This window comes from Pseudomonas allii (genome assembly GCF_055380095.1).
Genome location: NZ_AP039450.1, coordinates 383,527 through 401,369 on the forward strand (window position 1 = coordinate 383,527; position 17,843 = coordinate 401,369).

The 17,843-nt window shown below is 62.5% G+C and carries 14 protein-coding genes; all 14 read left to right on the forward strand.

The annotated features are described in order from the left end of the window. The first annotated feature begins 64 nt into the window (after nt 1-64). The 14 genes from ACZ445_RS01740 (at nt 65) to mdoH (ending at nt 17,729) form a co-directional block, all read left to right on the forward strand. Nucleotides 65-1,030: an ABC transporter substrate-binding protein gene (locus ACZ445_RS01740; protein ID WP_058423709.1), complete on the forward strand. Its 966-nt coding sequence runs from the start codon at nt 65-67 to the stop codon at nt 1,028-1,030. Nucleotides 1,031-1,101: 71 nt separating this feature from the next. Next, on the forward strand, nt 1,102-1,953 hold the full coding sequence (locus ACZ445_RS01745; RefSeq protein WP_012721776.1) for an ABC transporter permease: 852 nt from the start codon (nt 1,102-1,104) through the stop codon (nt 1,951-1,953). After that, nucleotides 1,950-2,774 (forward strand): quaternary amine ABC transporter ATP-binding protein, encoded by an 825-nt coding sequence (locus ACZ445_RS01750; protein WP_058423708.1) that lies wholly within the window; start codon nt 1,950-1,952, stop codon nt 2,772-2,774. The genes ACZ445_RS01745 and ACZ445_RS01750 overlap by 4 nt, the downstream gene beginning before the upstream one ends. Nucleotides 2,775-2,909: 135 nt before the next feature. Beyond that, a complete protein-coding gene (gene hutH, locus ACZ445_RS01755) occupies nt 2,910-4,421 on the forward strand; it encodes a histidine ammonia-lyase (RefSeq protein ID WP_179029382.1) in 1,512 nt (503 codons plus the stop codon). Between the two features lie 20 nt (nt 4,422-4,441). Beyond that, entirely contained in the window at nt 4,442-5,980 is a 1,539-nt protein-coding gene (gene hutH / locus ACZ445_RS01760; RefSeq protein WP_464704685.1) for a histidine ammonia-lyase, read from the forward strand. Between the two features lie 160 nt (nt 5,981-6,140). Continuing rightward, complete coding sequence (locus ACZ445_RS01765) at nt 6,141-7,550, forward strand: amino acid permease (RefSeq protein WP_058423707.1); 1,410 nt, start codon at nt 6,141-6,143, stop codon at nt 7,548-7,550. A gap of 15 nt (nt 7,551-7,565) precedes the next feature. Then, the gene (gene hutI / locus ACZ445_RS01770) at nt 7,566-8,771 is read left to right on the forward strand and encodes an imidazolonepropionase (protein ID WP_058423706.1); all 1,206 of its coding nucleotides are present in this window, start codon (nt 7,566-7,568) and stop codon (nt 8,769-8,771) included. Nucleotides 8,772-8,783: 12 nt separating this feature from the next. After that, nucleotides 8,784-9,584 (forward strand): N-formylglutamate deformylase, encoded by an 801-nt coding sequence (gene hutG / locus ACZ445_RS01775; RefSeq protein ID WP_058423705.1) that lies wholly within the window; start codon nt 8,784-8,786, stop codon nt 9,582-9,584. A gap of 204 nt (nt 9,585-9,788) precedes the next feature. Next, nucleotides 9,789-10,721, forward strand: a complete 933-nt coding sequence (locus ACZ445_RS01780; RefSeq protein ID WP_464693897.1) for a choline ABC transporter substrate-binding protein — start codon at nt 9,789-9,791, stop codon at nt 10,719-10,721. Next, nucleotides 10,718-11,653, forward strand: a complete 936-nt coding sequence (locus tag ACZ445_RS01785) for an alpha/beta hydrolase (RefSeq protein WP_310863222.1) — start codon at nt 10,718-10,720, stop codon at nt 11,651-11,653. The genes ACZ445_RS01780 and ACZ445_RS01785 overlap by 4 nt, the downstream gene beginning before the upstream one ends. Before the next feature lie 103 nt (nt 11,654-11,756). After that, nucleotides 11,757-12,728, forward strand: coding sequence for a prolyl aminopeptidase (pip, locus tag ACZ445_RS01790; RefSeq protein ID WP_058423702.1), 972 nt, complete (start codon nt 11,757-11,759; stop codon nt 12,726-12,728). Continuing rightward, on the forward strand, nt 12,725-13,162 hold the full coding sequence (gene dtd / locus ACZ445_RS01795) for a D-aminoacyl-tRNA deacylase (RefSeq protein ID WP_016979155.1): 438 nt from the start codon (nt 12,725-12,727) through the stop codon (nt 13,160-13,162). The genes pip and dtd overlap by 4 nt, the downstream gene beginning before the upstream one ends. Before the next feature lie 267 nt (nt 13,163-13,429). Continuing rightward, on the forward strand, nt 13,430-15,166 hold the full coding sequence (locus ACZ445_RS01800) for a glucan biosynthesis protein G (RefSeq protein WP_058423732.1): 1,737 nt from the start codon (nt 13,430-13,432) through the stop codon (nt 15,164-15,166). Beyond that, entirely contained in the window at nt 15,159-17,729 is a 2,571-nt protein-coding gene (mdoH, locus tag ACZ445_RS01805) for a glucans biosynthesis glucosyltransferase MdoH (RefSeq protein WP_058423701.1), read from the forward strand. The genes ACZ445_RS01800 and mdoH overlap by 8 nt, the downstream gene beginning before the upstream one ends. The last annotated feature ends 114 nt before the right edge of the window (nt 17,730-17,843 follow it).

The window sequence follows — 17,843 nt, forward strand, 5'->3', positions numbered from 1 at the left end:
CGTGGACAGGGCAGGATGCCTACTGACTGCCGTAATCCATTTCAAGATTGGGAGCGTCACAACAATGAAAATGCATAAGACCCTGATGGCTACCTTGCTCTCTGCAGGCTTGCTGGCCAGCGCTGGCGCCCAGGCAGCCGGTTGGTGCGAATCCGGCAAGCCGGTGAAATTCGCCGGCCTGAACTGGGAGAGCGGCATGCTGCTCACCGACATCCTGCAAACCGTGCTGGAAAAAGGCTACGACTGCAAAACCGACAGCCTGCCGGGCAACTCCATCACCATGGAAAACGCCCTGAGCAGCAACGACATCCAGGTGTTTGCCGAAGAGTGGGTCGGCCGCAGTGACGTCTGGAACAAGGCCGAGAAGGCCGGCAAAGTCGTCGGCGTCGGCGCCCCGGTTGTGGGCGCTATCGAAGGCTGGTACGTGCCGCGTTATGTGATCGAAGGCGATGCCAAGCGCAAGCTGGAGCCCAAGGCCCCGGACCTGAAAACCATCGCCGACCTGGCCAAGTACGCCTCGGTGTTCAAGGACCAGGAAGAGCCCTCCAAGGGCCGCTTCTACAACTGCCCGGCCGGCTGGACTTGCGAGCTGGACAACAGCGAAATGCTGAAAAGCTACGGCCTGGAAAGCACCTACACCAACTTCCGCCCAGGCACCGGTCCGGCGCTGGATGCGGCGGTGCTGTCGAGCTACAAGCGTGGCGAGCCGATCCTGTTCTACTACTGGTCGCCCACGCCGCTGATGGGCCAGGTCGACCTGGTCAAGCTCGAAGAAAAACCCGGTGTGGATAAAAGCGTGAGCATCAAGGTCGGCCTGTCCAAGACCTTCCACGAACAAGCCCCTGAATTGGTGGCCGTGCTGGAAAAGGTCAACCTGCCCATCGACCTGCTGAACCAGAACCTGGGCCGCATGGCCAAGGAGCGAATTGAGTCGCCAAAACTGGCGAAAATTTTCCTCAAGGAACATCCTGAAGTCTGGCACGCCTGGGTGAGCGACGACGCAGCCAAGAAAATCGACGCGGCCTTGTAGGTCAAGCGTGCCCGGCTACCCTGAGGGGCAGCCGGGCGCCTGGCCACAACCCACTGGATCGAGAGCACGCTATGTTTCCTGAGAGTTTTACGTTTTCCATCGCCGACTGGGTCAACGGTTGGGTGGACTCACTGGTCACCAACTACGGCGATGTGTTCCGGCACATTTCCGACACCCTGCTGTGGGCCATCGTCAACCTGGAAGGGTTGCTGCGCGCAGCGCCCTGGTGGCTGATGCTGGCTATCGTCGGCGCCGTCGCCTGGCACGCGACCCGCAAGGTGGTGACCACGGCGGTGATCGTCGGCCTGCTGTTCCTGGTAGGCGCGGTTGGCCTGTGGGACAAGCTGATGCAGACCCTGGCCTTGATGATGGTCGCCACCGTGATCTCGGTGCTGATCGGCATTCCGCTGGGCATCCTGTCGGCGCGCAGCAACCGCCTGCGTTCGGTGCTGATGCCGCTGCTCGACATCATGCAAACCATGCCGAGTTTCGTGTACCTGATCCCGGTGCTGATGCTGTTCGGCCTGGGCAAGGTCCCGGCGATTTTCGCCACGGTGATCTACGCCGCGCCGCCGCTGATCCGCCTCACCGACCTGGGCATCCGCCAGGTCGACGGTGAAGTCATGGAAGCCATCAACGCCTTCGGTGCCAACCGTTGGCAGCAACTGTTCGGCGTGCAACTGCCGCTGGCGTTGCCGAGCATCATGGCCGGTATCAACCAGACCACCATGATGGCGCTGTCGATGGTGGTGATCGCCTCGATGATCGGCGCCCGTGGCTTGGGTGAAGACGTGCTCGTCGGCATCCAGACCCTCAACGTCGGGCGTGGCCTTGAGGCCGGCCTGGCAATCGTGATTCTCGCAGTGGTCATTGACCGCATTACCCAGGCCTATGGTCGTCCACGGCATGAGGCGAGCAAATGACTACTGTCAGCAAAATCGAAGTCAAAAACGTCTTCAAGATCTTCGGCGCGCGTTCCAAGGATGCGCTGTCGTTGATCGGTCAGGGCAAGACCAAGGACCAGGTACTGGCCGAGACCGGCTGCGTGGTCGGTGTGAACGACCTGTCCCTGAGCATCGGCACCGGTGAGATCTTCGTGATCATGGGCTTGTCGGGTTCCGGCAAGTCCACCCTGGTGCGCCACTTCAACCGCCTGATCGACCCCACCAGCGGCGCGATCCTGGTGGACGGCGAAGACATCCTGCAGCTGGACATGGAAGCCCTGCGCCAATTCCGTCGGCACAAGATCAGCATGGTGTTCCAGAGCTTCGGCCTGTTGCCCCACAAGAGCGTGCTCGACAACGTCGCCTACGGCCTGAAGGTGCGTGGCGAAACCAAGCAGGTCTGCGCCGAGCGCGCCTTGCAGTGGATCGAAACCGTGGGCCTCAAGGGCTACGAAAACAAGTACCCGCACCAGCTCTCCGGCGGCATGCGCCAGCGTGTCGGCCTGGCCCGCGCCTTGGCGGCCGACACCGACATCATCCTGATGGACGAAGCCTTCAGCGCCCTCGACCCACTGATCCGCGCCGAGATGCAGGACCAGTTGCTGGAGCTGCAAAAGACCCTTCACAAAACCATCGTGTTCATCACCCACGACCTCGACGAGGCCGTGCGCATCGGCAACCGCATTGCGATCCTCAAGGACGGCAAGCTGATCCAGGTCGGCACGCCGCGGGAGATCCTGCATTCGCCAGCGGATGAGTATGTGGATCGGTTTGTCCAGCGGCGGGCGGCGGTGGTCTGAGCTGGAATTGTTGGTGAGGCTGATGGCCTCATCGGGGGTAAGCCCCCTCCCACAGGGGGATGCATTCCAAATGTGGGAGGGGGCTTGCCCCCGATAGGTCCGGTAGAGCTGCAAAAAATTCAAGAAGGTATGAAGATGCCCCAGGCAACAAAAATCACCATCGCCGACACCCCGCTGCGCTGGCAGGACGTGGTCGCCGTCGCTCGCCACGGCGCCGTGCTCGAACTCTCGGGCCAGGCCTGGGCGCGCATCGACAATGCCCAGGCCATCGTGCAGCGCATCGTCACCAGCGGTGAGCGCGCCTATGGCGTGAACACCGGCCTGGGCGCGCTGTGCAATGTGTCGCTCAAGGGCGAGCAACTCAGCCAACTGTCGCGCAACACCTTGCTTAGCCACGCCTGCGGCGTCGGCCCGGTGCTGAGCGACGAGCAGACCCGCGCGATCATCTGCGCCGCCATCATCAACTACAGCCACGGCAAATCCGGCCTGCATCCGCAGGTGGTGCATTCGCTGCTGGCGCTGCTCAACCACCGCATCACGCCGCAGGTGCCGTCCCAGGGCTCGGTGGGTTACCTGACCCATATGGCTCACGTTGGCGTGGCGTTGCTGGGTGTGGGCAATGTGAGTTACCAAGGTCGGATCGTTTCGGCTCAAGAGGCATTGAGCGCGGAAGGTCTGCAGCCGGTGGTGCTCGGCGCCAAGGACGGCCTGTGCCTGGTCAACGGCACGCCGTGCATGACCGGCCTGAGCTGCCTGGCCCTGGCCGATGCCCATCACTTGCTGCAATGGGCCGACGTGATCGGCGCCATGAGCTTTGAGGCCCAGCGCGGTCAGATCGATGCCTTCGACGAAGAAATCATCGCGCTCAAACCGCATCCGGGCATGCAGCACGTGGGGACCCACCTGCGCGCCTTGCTCGCTGGCAGCGAAGTGATCGCCAGCAGCAAAGGCCTCCGCACCCAGGATGCCTTGAGCATCCGCTCGATCCCGCAGATCCACGGCGCGGCACGCGACCAGGTGGAGCACGCCACGCGTCAGATCGAGACCGAACTCAACAGCGCCACCGACAACCCGCTGGTGCTCGGCACGCCGGAGCACTACCGCGTGGTGTCCCAGGCCAACCCGCATGGCCAGTCCGTCGCGCTGGCGGCCGACATGCTGGCGATTGCCATGGCCGAAATCGGCGCGGTGGCCGAACGTCGCCTGGACCGCCTGATCAACCCGCACGTCAGCGGCTTGCCGGCGTTCCTGGTCAGCAACCCCGGGGTCAACTCCGGGATGATGATCGTGCAGTACGTCGCCGCCTCGCTGTGCGGGCAAAACCGCCAATTGGCGCAACCGGCGGTGCTCGACAACTTCGTCACCTCGGGCCTGCAGGAAGACCACCTGAGCATGGGCACCAATGCTGCGCTCAAGCTGCACCAGGTGCTGGCCAACGTGACCCAGATTCTCGCCATCGAGTACTTGTTGGCGGCCCAGGCGTTCGAATTTCTCAAGGAACAACGTTTCGGCGTCGGCACCGACCATGCCTGGCGGCTGCTGCGCGAAGTCGTACCGGCCTATGAACAGGACCGTTGGCTGGCGCCGGACATTGCCGCCGCCGCTCAGCTGCTGAAAAACACCGATTTACCGAATGTGCACTTTTAAAAGAACAATTCAGAAGGAGTATGAATGTGACTGCGCTAAACCTGATTCCAGGCCAACTGAGCCTTGCCCAACTGCGAGCCATCTACCAGCAGCCGGTAACCCTCAGTCTGGATGACAGCGCCACGGCGCAGATCGAAGCCAGTGTGGCCTGCGTGGAGCAGATTCTCGCCGAGAACCGCACCGCCTACGGCATCAACACCGGTTTCGGCCTGCTGGCCTCGACCCGCATCGCCAGTGAAGACCTGGAAAACCTCCAGCGTTCCCTGGTGCTGTCCCACGCCGCCGGCGTCGGTGAGCCGATCAGCGATGCGCTGGTGCGGCTGGTCATGGTGCTCAAGGTCAATAGCCTGAGCCGTGGGTTCTCCGGCATTCGTCGCCAGGTGATCGACGCGCTGATCGCGCTGATCAACGCCGAGGTGTACCCGCATATTCCGCTGAAAGGTTCGGTCGGCGCTTCCGGCGACCTGGCGCCGTTGGCGCACATGTCCCTGGTGCTGCTGGGCGAAGGCAAGGCACGCTACAAAGGCGAGTGGCTGGAAGCGACCGAAGCGCTGAACGTCGCCGGCCTCACGCCGCTGACCCTCGCCGCCAAAGAAGGTCTGGCGCTGCTCAACGGCACCCAAGTGTCCACTGCCTATGCCTTGCGTGGCCTGTTTGAAGGCGAAGACCTGTTCGCCGGCGCTCTGGCGTGCGGCGCGCTCACCGTGGAAGCGGTGCTGGGTTCGCGTTCGCCGTTCGATGCGCGCATCCATGCGGCACGCGGCCAGCGCGGGCAGATCGATTCGGCGGCAGCCTATCGTCACCTGCTGGGTGAAAGCAGCCAGGTGTCCCAGTCGCACCAGAACTGCGACAAGGTGCAAGACCCTTATTCGCTGCGCTGCCAGCCACAAGTCATGGGCGCCTGCCTGACCCAGTTCCGCCAGGCCGCCGAGGTGCTGGTGGTGGAAGCCAACGCGGTGTCGGACAACCCACTGGTGTTTGCCGCCGAAGGCGACGTGATTTCCGGCGGCAACTTCCACGCCGAGCCGGTGGCCATGGCGGCCGACAACATGGCGCTGGCCATCGCCGAAATCGGCTCCCTGAGTGAGCGCCGCATCTCGTTGATGATGGACAAGCACATGTCGCAATTGCCGCCGTTCCTGGTGGGCAATGGCGGTGTGAACTCCGGCTTCATGATTGCCCAGGTGACCGCCGCCGCGCTCGCCAGCGAGAACAAGGCGTTGTCTCATCCCCATAGCGTCGACAGCCTGCCGACCTCCGCCAACCAGGAAGACCACGTGTCGATGGCCCCGGCTGCGGGCAAACGCCTGTGGGAAATGGCTGAGAACACCCGTGGCGTTCTCGCCGTGGAATGGCTGGCCGCGTGCCAGGGCCTGGACCTGCGCGAAGGCCTGAAAACCTCGCCTGCGCTTGAAAAAGCCCGCGGCATCCTGCGCGCCAAAGTCGGCTTCTACGACAAGGACCGCTTCTTCGCCCCGGATATCAACGCCGCCAGCGAACTGCTCGCCACTCGCTGCCTGAATGAACTGGTGCCGGCCAAGCTGCTGCCGAGTCTCTAAGGCTTACGCAGATCCAGGTGGGAGCTGGCTTGCCTGCGATAGCTATCTGTCAGTTAAAAAGTTGGTGACTGATACACCGCCATCGCAGGCAAGCCAGCTCCCACAGTTGAGCGTTCGCAGCGCAAAATTTTCTCAGGATAAAAATAATTAAGGACGAGAAATGCACCAGCAAGAAAAAGGTTTGAAACGCGGGCTCAGCGCCCGACATATTCGCTTCATGGCACTCGGTTCCGCGATCGGCACCGGGCTGTTCTATGGCTCTGCCTCGGCTATCCAGATGGCTGGCCCCGCTGTGCTGCTGGCCTACCTGATCGGCGGCGCCGCCGTGTTCATGGTGATGCGTGCCCTCGGCGAAATGGCCGTGCACAACCCGGTGGCCGGCTCCTTCGGCCAGTACGCCAGCACCTACCTGGGCCCCATGGCCGGGTTTATCCTCGGCTGGACCTACGCGTTTGAAATGATCATCGTGTGCCTGGCCGACGTCACCGCCTTCGGCATCTACATGGGCTTCTGGTTTCCCGAGGTCGCGCGTTGGGTCTGGGTGCTCGGCATTGTGTTTCTGATCGGAGGCCTGAACCTGTGCAACGTCAAAGTGTTTGGCGAAATGGAGTTCTGGCTGTCACTGCTCAAGGTCGGCGCCATCGTGGCGATGATCCTCGGCGGCTTCGGCATCATGCTGTTCGGCATCCACTCGGCCGGTGAGACCCAGGCCAGTGGCCTCGGCAACCTGTGGGCCCACGGCGGCTTCATGCCCAATGGCATCGGCGGGCTGATCGCTTCGTTTGCGGTGGTGATGTTTGCCTTCGGCGGCATCGAAATCATCGGCATCACCGCCGGCGAAGCCAAGGACCCGCAGCGCGTGATCCCCAAGGCGATCAACGCAGTGCCGCTACGTATCCTGTTGTTCTACGTGCTGACCCTGTTCGTGCTGATGGCCATCTACCCATGGCCGCAGATTGGCAGCCAGGGCAGCCCGTTCGTGCAGATCTTCAGCAACCTGGGCATTGGCTCGGCGGCGACCATCCTCAATATCGTGGTGATCTCGGCCGCTGTTTCGGCCATCAACAGCGACATCTTCGGCGCCGGCCGCATGATGTACGGCCTGGCCCAGCAGGGGCAGGCACCCAAGGGCTTCGCGCAACTGTCGAAACACGGTGTGCCGTGGATGACTGTGGTAGTGATGGGCGCAGCCTTGTTGGGCGGCGTGGTGCTCAACTACCTGATCCCGGAAAACGTATTCCTGCTGATCGCCTCGATTGCCACCTTCGCCACCGTGTGGGTGTGGCTGATGATTCTGTTCACCCAGGTCGCCATGCGCCGCTCGATGACCAGGGAGCAAGTGGCCGAGCTGAAATTCCCGGTGCCGTTCTGGCCCTATGCGCCGGCGGCCGCCATCGTGTTCATGCTGTTCGTGTTTGGTGTGCTGGGTTACTTCCCGGACACCCAGGCTGCCTTGCTGGTCGGTGCCGTATGGATCGTGCTGTTGGTGGTGGCCTACCTGCTGTGGGTCAAACCCGCTGCCGGGCAAGCGGCCAAGGTCCATTACGACCCGGCTTTGTCTCATCGTTAATCTAGGGAGGCGTTGATGAAAACGCTTTGGCAACACTGCCACGTCGCAACCATGGCCCAGGGCAAATACTCGATCATCGAGGATGCCGCCATGGTCACCGCGGGTTCGCTCATCGAGTGGATCGGCCCCCGCTGCCAGGCACCAAGGGCGGAGTACGCCCAGGTGCATGACCTCCACGGCGCGTGGGTCACCCCCGGGCTGATCGACTGCCACACCCACACGGTGTTCGGCGGTAACCGCAGCGGCGAGTTCGAGCAGCGCCTCGAAGGCGTCAGCTACGCCGAGATCGCGGCCAAGGGCGGCGGTATTGCCAGCACCGTGCGCGCCACTCGCACCGCAACCGAAGATGAGCTGTTTGCCAGTGCTGAAAAACGCCTGCGCAGTCTGCTGCGGGACGGCGTCACCACCGTGGAGATCAAGTCCGGCTACGGCCTGGACCTGGCCAACGAACGCAAGATGCTGCGTGTGGCCCGTCGCCTCGGTGAAGCCCTGCCGGTCAGCGTGCGCGCCACATGCCTGGCGGCCCACGCGTTGCCGCCGGAGTACAAGGACCGCGCCGACGATTACATCGAGCACATCTGCGCCGAGATGCTGCCAGCCCTGGCGGCGGAAGGGCTGGTGGACGCGGTGGATGCGTTCTGTGAGTACCTGGCGTTTTCCACCGAGCAGGTGGAGCGGGTGTTCAAGGTCGCCCAACAACTGGGTCTGCCGGTGAAGCTGCACGCCGAGCAGCTCTCTTCGCTGCACGGTTCCAGCCTGGCCGCGCGTTACCAGGCGCTGTCGGCGGACCACCTGGAATTCATGACCGAAGAAGATGCCATCGCCATGGCCGCCTCCGGCACTGTCGCGGTGTTGCTGCCGGGCGCGTTCTACTTCCTGCGTGAAACCCAGTTGCCGCCGATGGAGGCCCTGCGCAAGCACGGCGTGAAGATCGCCATTGCCAGCGACCTCAACCCTGGCACCTCGCCGGCGCTGTCGGTGCGCTTGATGCTGAACATGGCCTGCACCCTGTTCCGCATGACCCCGGAAGAAGCCCTGGCCGGTGCCACCACTCACGCGGCGGCCGCGCTGGGCATGGGCGATACCCATGGCACCCTGGAAGTAGGGAAGGTCGCGGACTTTGTCGCTTGGCAGATTGATCGTCCCGCCGACCTGGCCTACTGGCTGGGTGGCGAGCTGGATAAACGCGTCGTGCGCCATGGCGTCGACGTCACTGTGTGAGGAGTACTGCTTGTGGATAAGGTTCTGAACTTCAAACAAGGCCGTGTGCCGCTGCTGATCAGCATGCCCCATGCCGGCCTGCGCCTGACGCCTGCGGTCGAAGCCGGGTTGATCCCCGAGGCACAAAGCCTGCCGGATACCGATTGGCACATTCCTGCACTGTATGACTTTGCCGAGGAACTGGGCGCCAGCACCCTGGCCGCCGAATACTCGCGGTTTGTCATCGACCTGAACCGGCCCTCCGACGACAAGCCGTTGTATGCCGGTGCGACCACCGGGCTGTACCCGGCGACGCTGTTTGACGGCGTGCCGTTGTTCCTCGAAGGGTTGGAACCGTCCCCGGAGGAGCGCGTCAGCTACCTGCAGAAAATCTGGGGGCCGTACCACCGTGCCCTGCAAGAAGAACTGGCGCGCCTCAAGGCCGAGTTTGGCTACGCCTTGCTGTTCGATGCACACTCGATCCGCTCGGTGATCCCGCACCTGTTCGACGGCAAGCTGCCGGACTTCAACCTTGGCACTTTCAATGGCGCCGCGTGTGATCCCGAATTGGCCAGCCAGCTGGAAGCCATCTGCGCCAGGCATCCGCAGTACACCCATGTACTCAATGGGCGCTTCAAGGGCGGCCATATCACCCGGCACTACGGCGATCCGGCGCAGGATATCCACGCGGTGCAGTTGGAGTTGTGCCAGAGCACTTATATGGAAGAGGTTGAGCCGTTCCGGTATCGCCCTGATTTGGCCGAGCCGACGCAGGTGGTGTTGAAGCAATTGCTGGAGGGGGTATTGGCCTGGGGGCAAGCGCGTTATCGGTGAATTGCGGTGCTGCTGGAATAGCTATCGGGAGCAAGCCCTCTCCCACCTTTTGATTGGTGAACCCAGTCAAATGTGGGAGGGGGCTTGCCCCCGATGGCGGTCTCACCGTCGCCCCAGTGCAACTGCCGGTCGCCACAGTTCGTGTTGAATGCACTCTCACTGCGTAAGGTTGTTGAATAAAAACAGCCGAGTGAGCGCTCACCCATGAAAAAACTGTTGTTGCCCCTCACCTGTGTCGCACTGCTCAGTGCACAAGCCATGGCCGCCGAACCGGCCTCCTGCAAAAGCATCCGCATGGGCGTGGTCAGCTGGACCGATGTGATCGCCACCTCCGGCATGGCCGACGTGCTGCTCAATGGCCTGGGCTACGACAGCAAACAGACCAGCGCGGTGCAGCAGATCATCTTCGCCGGCATCCGCGACAAGCGCCTGGACATCTTCCTCGGGTACTGGAAACCCGCGATGGACAACAACATCGCACCGTTCCTGGCGGCCAGGCAGGTCAAGGTCTTCGACACCCCGAGCCTCGCCGACGCCCAAGCCACCCTGGCCGTGCCGCAATACGTAGCCGACGCAGGCTTGAAGACCTTTGCCGACATCGCCCGCTTCAAGGACAAGTTGGGCGGCAAGATCTATGGCATCGAGCCTGGCAGCGGCGCGAACACCGATATCCAGAAAATGATCGACACCAACCGCTTCGGCCTGGGCGGCTTCAAACTGGTGGCCTCGGGTGAAGCGGGCATGCTGGCCGCCGTGCAGCGCGCGGTGAACCGCAAGGAGTTCGTGGTGTTCGTCGGCTGGACCCCGCACCCGATGAACATCAACATGAAAATGGCCTACCTCACCGGCAGCGAAGACGTGTTCGGCCCCGACGAAGGCCGCGCCACGGTCTCCACCGTTACCGCGCCGGACTTCGCCGAGCGTTGCCCCAATGCCAACCGCCTGTTGGAAAACCTCACCTTCACCGCCGCCCAGGAAAGCCAGCTGATGGTGCCGATCATGGAGCGCCAGTCGCCGCAGGAGGTGGCCATGCAATGGCTGCGTGATCATCCCGAGGATTTGCAGCGCTGGTTGGCTGGGGTCAAGGCGTTTGATGGCGGCGATGGTGTAGCGGCGGTGCAGGCGAGCCTTAAATGAGTCGATACCCGATCTCGCCAGAACTGGCGGCGTTTGTGGAGAAGACGGAGTCCTTCACCAGCGACGACGCGTCGCTGGCTGGGTTGCGCCACGGCTACGACCGCATGTGCCAGGCGTTTACCCCGCCGGTGCCCGACGGGCTGGCGATGACGGATTTTTCCCTGGCTGGCGTGAGTGTGCGCAGTTATCTGCCCTCTGCCCCCACGCCCTTGGCTGGCTGGCCGTGCCTCCTTTATATGCACGGCGGTGGTTGGGTGGTTGGCGGGCTGGATTCCCACGATTTCATCTGCTTCGAACTGGCCACGGCCTTGCAGGTGCTGGTAATCGCCATGGATTACCGCTTGGCGCCCGAGCATCCGTTTCCGGCGGCCTATGAGGATTGCCGCGCCGTGTGGCAGGCGATCCAGGCGGGGCAGGGGCCGCATGCCATCAACCTGCAACGCCTGGTGGTGATCGGCGACAGCGCGGGCGGCAACCTGGCCGCGGCGTTGTGCCTGGGGTTGCGCGACGACCGGCAGCCACTGCCGCTGGCCCAGGTGCTGATTTACCCAGGACTGGGCGGGCCGCCTGACCTGCCGTCGCGGCTTGACTGCGCGGATGCACCCTTGCTCAGCAGCGCCGACACTGACAGTTACCTGGCGCTGTACCTGCAGGGCAGCGGCAAGCCCACGGCGTATGCCATGCCGCTGCTGGCCGACGACTTCAGCGGTTTGCCCAAGGCATTCATTGTCGTGGCCCAGTTCGACCCGCTGCGTGATGACGGCATGCTTTACGCCGAGCGCCTGCAAGCGGCGGGTGTGAGCACCGTGCTGTATCCGGGCAAAGGCCTGGTGCACGGCTGCCTGAGGGCGCGGCGGCACGTGCCGGAGGTGGACCTGCTATACGATTACCTGCTGGATTACCTGGGGAGCGAAGGGCTGACACAGGTCTAAGCGCTCTAGGACATGCTCATTGCACAATTCGGGTTTATAGTGCCAGACGGCAAAATAAAAGACGTCCCCCCAGGGATGAACCCGACCCCTTACGGAGCGCGCAATGCAGACTTGGTACCCGCAGATCAAACCCTACGCCCGGCACGATCTGGCAGTCGATGACATCCACACGCTGTACGTCGATGAAAGTGGCTCCCCCGAAGGCTTGCCCGTCGTATTCATCCATGGTGGCCCTGGTTCCGGTTGTGATGCGCAGAGCCGCTGCTATTTCGACCCTAACCTGTACCGCATCGTCACCTTCGACCAGCGCGGCTGCGGGCGCTCCACCCCGCGCGCCAGCCTAGAAAACAACACCACCTGGGACCTGGTCGCCGACCTTGAGCGCATCCGCGAGCACCTGGGCATCGACAAATGGGTGCTGTTCGGCGGTTCCTGGGGCTCGACCCTGTCCCTGGCCTACGCGCAAACCCATCCGGAGCGCGTGCATGGCCTGATCGTGCGCGGCATTTTCCTGGCACGGCCGCAGGACATTCATTGGTTCTACCAGGAGGGCGCGAGCCGCCTGTTCCCGGATTACTGGCAGGACTACATCGCGCCGATCCCGGTAGAAGAGCGCCACGACATGATCGCGGCCTACCACAAGCGCCTCACCGGCAACGACCAGATCGCCCAGATGCACGCGGCCAAGGCCTGGTCCGGCTGGGAAGGGCGCATGTTGGGCCTGTGCCCGAGCCCGGCGCACGTTGAGCGTTTCTCCGAGCCGCAACGCGCCCTGTCCATCGCGCGGATCGAGTGCCACTACTTCACCAACAACTCGTTCCTGGAGCCGAACCAGCTGATCCGCGATATGCACAAGATCGCCCATCTGCCTGGCGTAATCATCCACGGGCGCTACGATATGATCTGCCCATTGGATAACGCCTGGGCGTTGCACCAGGCGTGGCCCAACAGTGAGCTGCAGGTGATTCGCGAAGCCGGCCATGCGGCGTCCGAACCCGGCATCACCGATGCCTTGGTACGTGCGACCAGCCAAATGGCACGTCGCTTGCTCGATCTGCCGCCCGAAGAAGCATGAAGGGCCTGTTGCAACGGGTGCGCGGCGCCCGGGTCGAGGTGGCGGGCGAAATCGTCGGCGCCATCGACCAGGGTTTGCTGGTGCTGGTGGCCGTCGAGCCTGCGGATACGCCGGAAAGTGCCGATAAGCTGCTGCACAAGCTGTTGAACTACCGGGTGTTCAGCGATGACGAAGGCAAGATGAACCTGTCGTTGAAGGATATCGACGGCGGTTTGTTGCTGGTGTCGCAGTTCACCCTGGCGGCGGATACCAAGAGCGGGCTGCGGCCGAGCTTCTCCACAGCGGCCCCGCCGGCCCTGGGAGCGGCGCTTTTTGATCACTTGCTGTTACAAGCGCAACAATTGCATGGCAAGGTGGCGTCGGGGCGTTTTGGCGCGGATATGCAGGTGCATTTGGTCAATGATGGCCCTGTGACCTTCCTCTTGCAGACGTGAATGTATTAAAAACGACTTTTAATGCCTAAAAACGCAGGGTTTCGCTACAAATACTTCGTTGTCCCTGATGCGTTGTCTCGCGGGCTACTAGATAATCGCGCGCTACGGGGATCAGCGTTGTTTGGTCCATTTTTGACTTAGGTAGAGACTTGTCCGATCGCCAATGGGGAATCATTTTGCCCCAGGGGAGTCGGAACAATGCTCGCCAACCTGGCATATAGATAGCTGGCCGTTGGTTTTTTGATCTGTTTTCGGCGAGGGTTGCTCGTGATTGTTAGTCCCTGTAATGCACCAAAATTGTCTGCCAAACGGTTACGAAACGCACTGGTAACGGGCTCCGCCCTGTTTTGCCTGTTCGGCGCGGGTCAACTGTGGGCATTCAGTCTGGATGATGTGTCGGCCAAGGCAAAAGAGCTGGCCGGGCAGAAATACGAAGCTCCGCGCAGCAATCTGCCGAACGAATTCCGCGAAATGAAATTCGCGGACTACCAGAAGATTCGTTTCCGCAACGAAAAAGCCGAGTGGGCTGATCAGAACACCCCGTTCAAGCTGTCCTTCTATCACCAGGGTATGCATTTCGATACACCGGTGAAAATCAACGAAGTCACCGCCGACAGCGTCCAGGAGATCAAGTACGACCCGACGCGCTTCGATTTCGGCGACGTGAAGTTTGATCCCAAAGCCACCGAACAGCTGGGTTATGCCGGCTTCCGTGTGCTGTACCCGATCAACAAGGCCGACAAGCAAGACGAAATCATGACCATGCTGGGCGCGAGCTACTTCCGCGTGGTGGGCAAGGGCCAGGCCTATGGCCTGTCTGCCCGTGGCATGGCGATCGACACGGCATTGCCTTCGGGCGAAGAATTCCCGCGTTTCACCGAGTTCTGGATCGAGCGTCCGAAACCGGGTGAGAAACAACTGGTGATCTTTGCCCTGCTGGACTCGCCACGCGCTACCGGTGCTTATCGCCTGATCCTGCGTCCGGGCACCGACACCATTGTCGACGTGAAATCCCAGATGTTCCTGCGCGACAAGGTCAGCAAGCTGGGCGTTGCCCCGCTGACCAGCATGTACCTGTTCGGCGCGAACCAGCCGTCCAAGGTGCTCAACTACCGTCGTGAACTGCACGATTCCAGCGGCCTGTCGATCCATGCCGGCAACGGCGAGTGGATCTGGCGCCCACTGAACAACCCTAAACACCTGTCGGTCAGCAACTTCACCGTCGAGAACCCGAAAGGTTTCGGCCTGCTGCAACGCGGCCGCGACTTCAGCCACTACGAAGACCTGGACGACAACTACGACAAGCGCCCAAGCGCCTGGATCGAGCCTGAAGGCGACTGGGGCAAGGGCACCGTCAACCTGGTAGAGATTCCGACCGCCGATGAAACCAACGACAACATCGTTGCGTTCTGGAGCCCGGAAAAACTGCCGGAAGTGGGCCAGCCACTGGACGTTTCCTACCGCCTGCACTGGACCATGGACGAAAAAGCGCTGCACCCGGCCGACAGCGCCTGGGTCAAGCAGACCCTGCGTTCCACCGGTGATGTTAAGCAATCCAACCTGATCCGTCAGCCGGATGGCAGCGTGGCCTACCTGGTGGACTTCGAGGGCCCGTCCCTCAAGGCCCTGCCGTCAGATGCCGCGGTACGCAGCCAGGTGAGTGTCAGCGACAACGCCGAACTGGTTGAAAACAGCGTGCGCTACAACGAGCACACCAAAGGCTGGCGCCTGACCCTGCGCATGAAGATCAAGGACGCAGGCAAGCCGACCGAAATGCGTGCGGCGCTGGTGCAGGACGTTCCGCCTCCGGCCCCTGAGCAGGACACGAGCCATGTGCTCAAGGCTGACAAGGTCCTGGCCAAGCAACACGAGAAACAGGCCAAGAAAGACGCGAAAGACAAGGAAGCCAAGCAGCCAGAAGCTGCCCCAGCCACGCCGGAGCCGATCAAGACCGAACAAGTCCTGACCGAAACCTGGAGCTATCAGTTGCCTGCCGATGAGTAATTCTCAACTCCAGCCGGAGACTCTGTCCGAGTACCTGGCGCATCTACCGATGACCGCTGAGCAGCGCGCCGAGCTGGCGGGCTGCTCATCCTTCAGCGAGCTGCACGAGCGCTTGTCGTCGAAGACCTTCGACGCGCCCATCGACGCCGCCCAGGCGTCGGTTGGCACGCGGTTGACCCTCAGCACGGCCGAAGAGCTGCAGGACGCCGAAATGCTGGCCCTCGACGCCGAAGGCCGCGTGTGCCTCAAGGCCACGCCGCCGATCCGTCGCACTCGTGTGGTCCCGGAGCCGTGGCGCACCAATATCCTGGTGCGCGGCTGGCGCCGGATCACCGGGCGCAGCAACCCGCCGGCCCCGCCGAAAGATGAGCGCGTATTGCCGGCTGCCCGCTGGCGTACCGTGGGTTCGATCCGCCGCTACATCCTGCTGGTGCTGATGATCGGCCAGACCCTCGTGGCCGGCTGGTACATGAAAGGCATCATGCCGTACCAGGGCTGGTCGCTGGTCGACTTCGACGAGATCCGCAACCAGACCCTGCTGCAGACCGCGACCCAGGTACTGCCGTACGCCCTGCAAACCAGCATCCTGATCATGTTCGGGATCTTGTTCTGCTGGGTATCGGCCGGTTTCTGGACCGCGTTGATGGGCTTCCTGGAGTTGCTCACCGGTCACGATAAATACCGCATCTCCGGTAAAAGCGCGGGCGACGAGCCGATCCCGAAAGACGCTCGCACCGCGCTGGTGATGCCGATCTGCAACGAAGACGTGCCCCGGGTGTTTGCCGGTTTGCGTGCGACGTTCGAGTCGGTCGCCGCCACCGGTGACCTGGATCGCTTCGACTTCTTCGTGCTCAGCGACAGTAACGAGGCCGACATCTGCATCGCCGAACAGCAAGCCTGGCTTGATGTGTGCCGCGAAGCCGGTGGTTTCGGCAAGATTTTCTATCGCCGTCGCCGCCGTCGCGTCAAACGTAAAAGCGGCAACCTCGACGACTTCTGCCGTCGCTGGGGCGGTGACTATAAATACATGGTCGTACTCGACGCCGACAGCGTGATGAGCGGCGAATGCCTGACCAGCCTGGTGCGCCTGATGGAAGCCACGCCGGATGCGGGGATTATCCAGACCGCGCCGCGTGCGTCGGGCATGGACACCCTGTATGCGCGCATGCAGCAGTTCGCTACTCGTGTGTACGGCCCGCTGTTCACCGCCGGCCTGCACTTCTGGCAGCTGGGTGAATCCCACTACTGGGGTCACAACGCGATCATCCGCATGAAGCCGTTCATCGAGCATTGCGCCCTGGCGCCACTGCCAGGCAAAGGTGCGTTCGCCGGTTCCATCCTGTCCCACGACTTCGTTGAAGCTGCGCTGATGCGCCGTGCCGGCTGGGGCGTGTGGATTGCCTACGACCTGCCGGGCAGCTATGAAGAGCTGCCGCCGAACCTGCTGGATGAACTCAAGCGTGACCGTCGCTGGTGCCACGGCAACCTGATGAACTTCCGCCTGTTCCTGGTCAAAGGCATGCACCCGGTGCACCGTGCGGTGTTCCTGACCGGCGTGATGTCCTACCTGTCGGCACCGTTGTGGTTCCTGTTCCTGGTGCTGTCCACGGCCTTGCTGGCGGTGAACACCCTGATGGAACCGCAGTACTTCATGGCACCCCGCCAGTTGTACCCGCTGTGGCCGCAATGGCATCCGGACAAGGCGGTGGCGCTGTTCTCCACCACCATCGTGCTGCTGTTCTTGCCGAAACTGCTGAGCATCATCCTGATCTGGGCCAAGGGTGCGAAAGAGTTCGGTGGCAAGTTCAAGGTGACCTTGTCGATGCTGCTGGAGATGCTGTTCTCCATGCTGCTGGCGCCGGTGCGGATGATCTTCCACACCCGCTTCGTACTCGCCGCGTTCCTCGGCTGGGCCGCCACCTGGAACTCGCCGCAGCGTGACGACGACTCCACCCCGTGGAGCGAAGCAGTGAAGCGCCACGGTCCGCAAACCGTGCTGGGCTTCCTGTGGGCGCTGCTGGTGGTGTGGTTGAACCCGAGCTTCCTGTGGTGGCTGGTGCCGATCGTCGGTTCGCTGATGCTGTCGATCCCGGTGTCGGTGATTTCCAGCCGTGTCGGGCTGGGTCTCAAATCCCGCGACGAGAGCCTGTTCCTGATCCCGGAGGAATACAATCCGCCGCAAGCGCTGCTGTCCACCGACAAGTACACCCACGAAAACCGTTGGCACGCGCTGAATGACGGCTTCGTGCGTTCGGTGGTCGACCCGCAGCAGAACGCTTTGGCTTGCGCCCTGGCAACCTCGCGTCACGCCCAGGCCGAGCCGATCGAGTACCTGCGTACCGAGCGCGTGCGCCACGCTTTGAAAGTCGGCCCTGCCGGCCTCAACAACAGCGAGCGCCTGGCCTTGCTCAGTGACCCGGTCGCCCTGGCGCGCCTGCATGAGCAGGTCTGGAGCGAAGGTCATGCCGAGTGGCTCGCCGCCTGGCGGGACTCGATCAAGGCAGATCCGCACGCACCGTTGCTGCCGCTGCAACCGTTGTCGTCCCAGGCCCAACCGGCCTGATTCAAACACCCCCGAGGGCTCACCTCGGGGGTGCTTCAAGCGCTGATCCTACAGCGTTTTCCGGTTCTTCTTTCCTTGTGCCAACCCCTTGGTTTTTCGAAACAAAAGACCCTC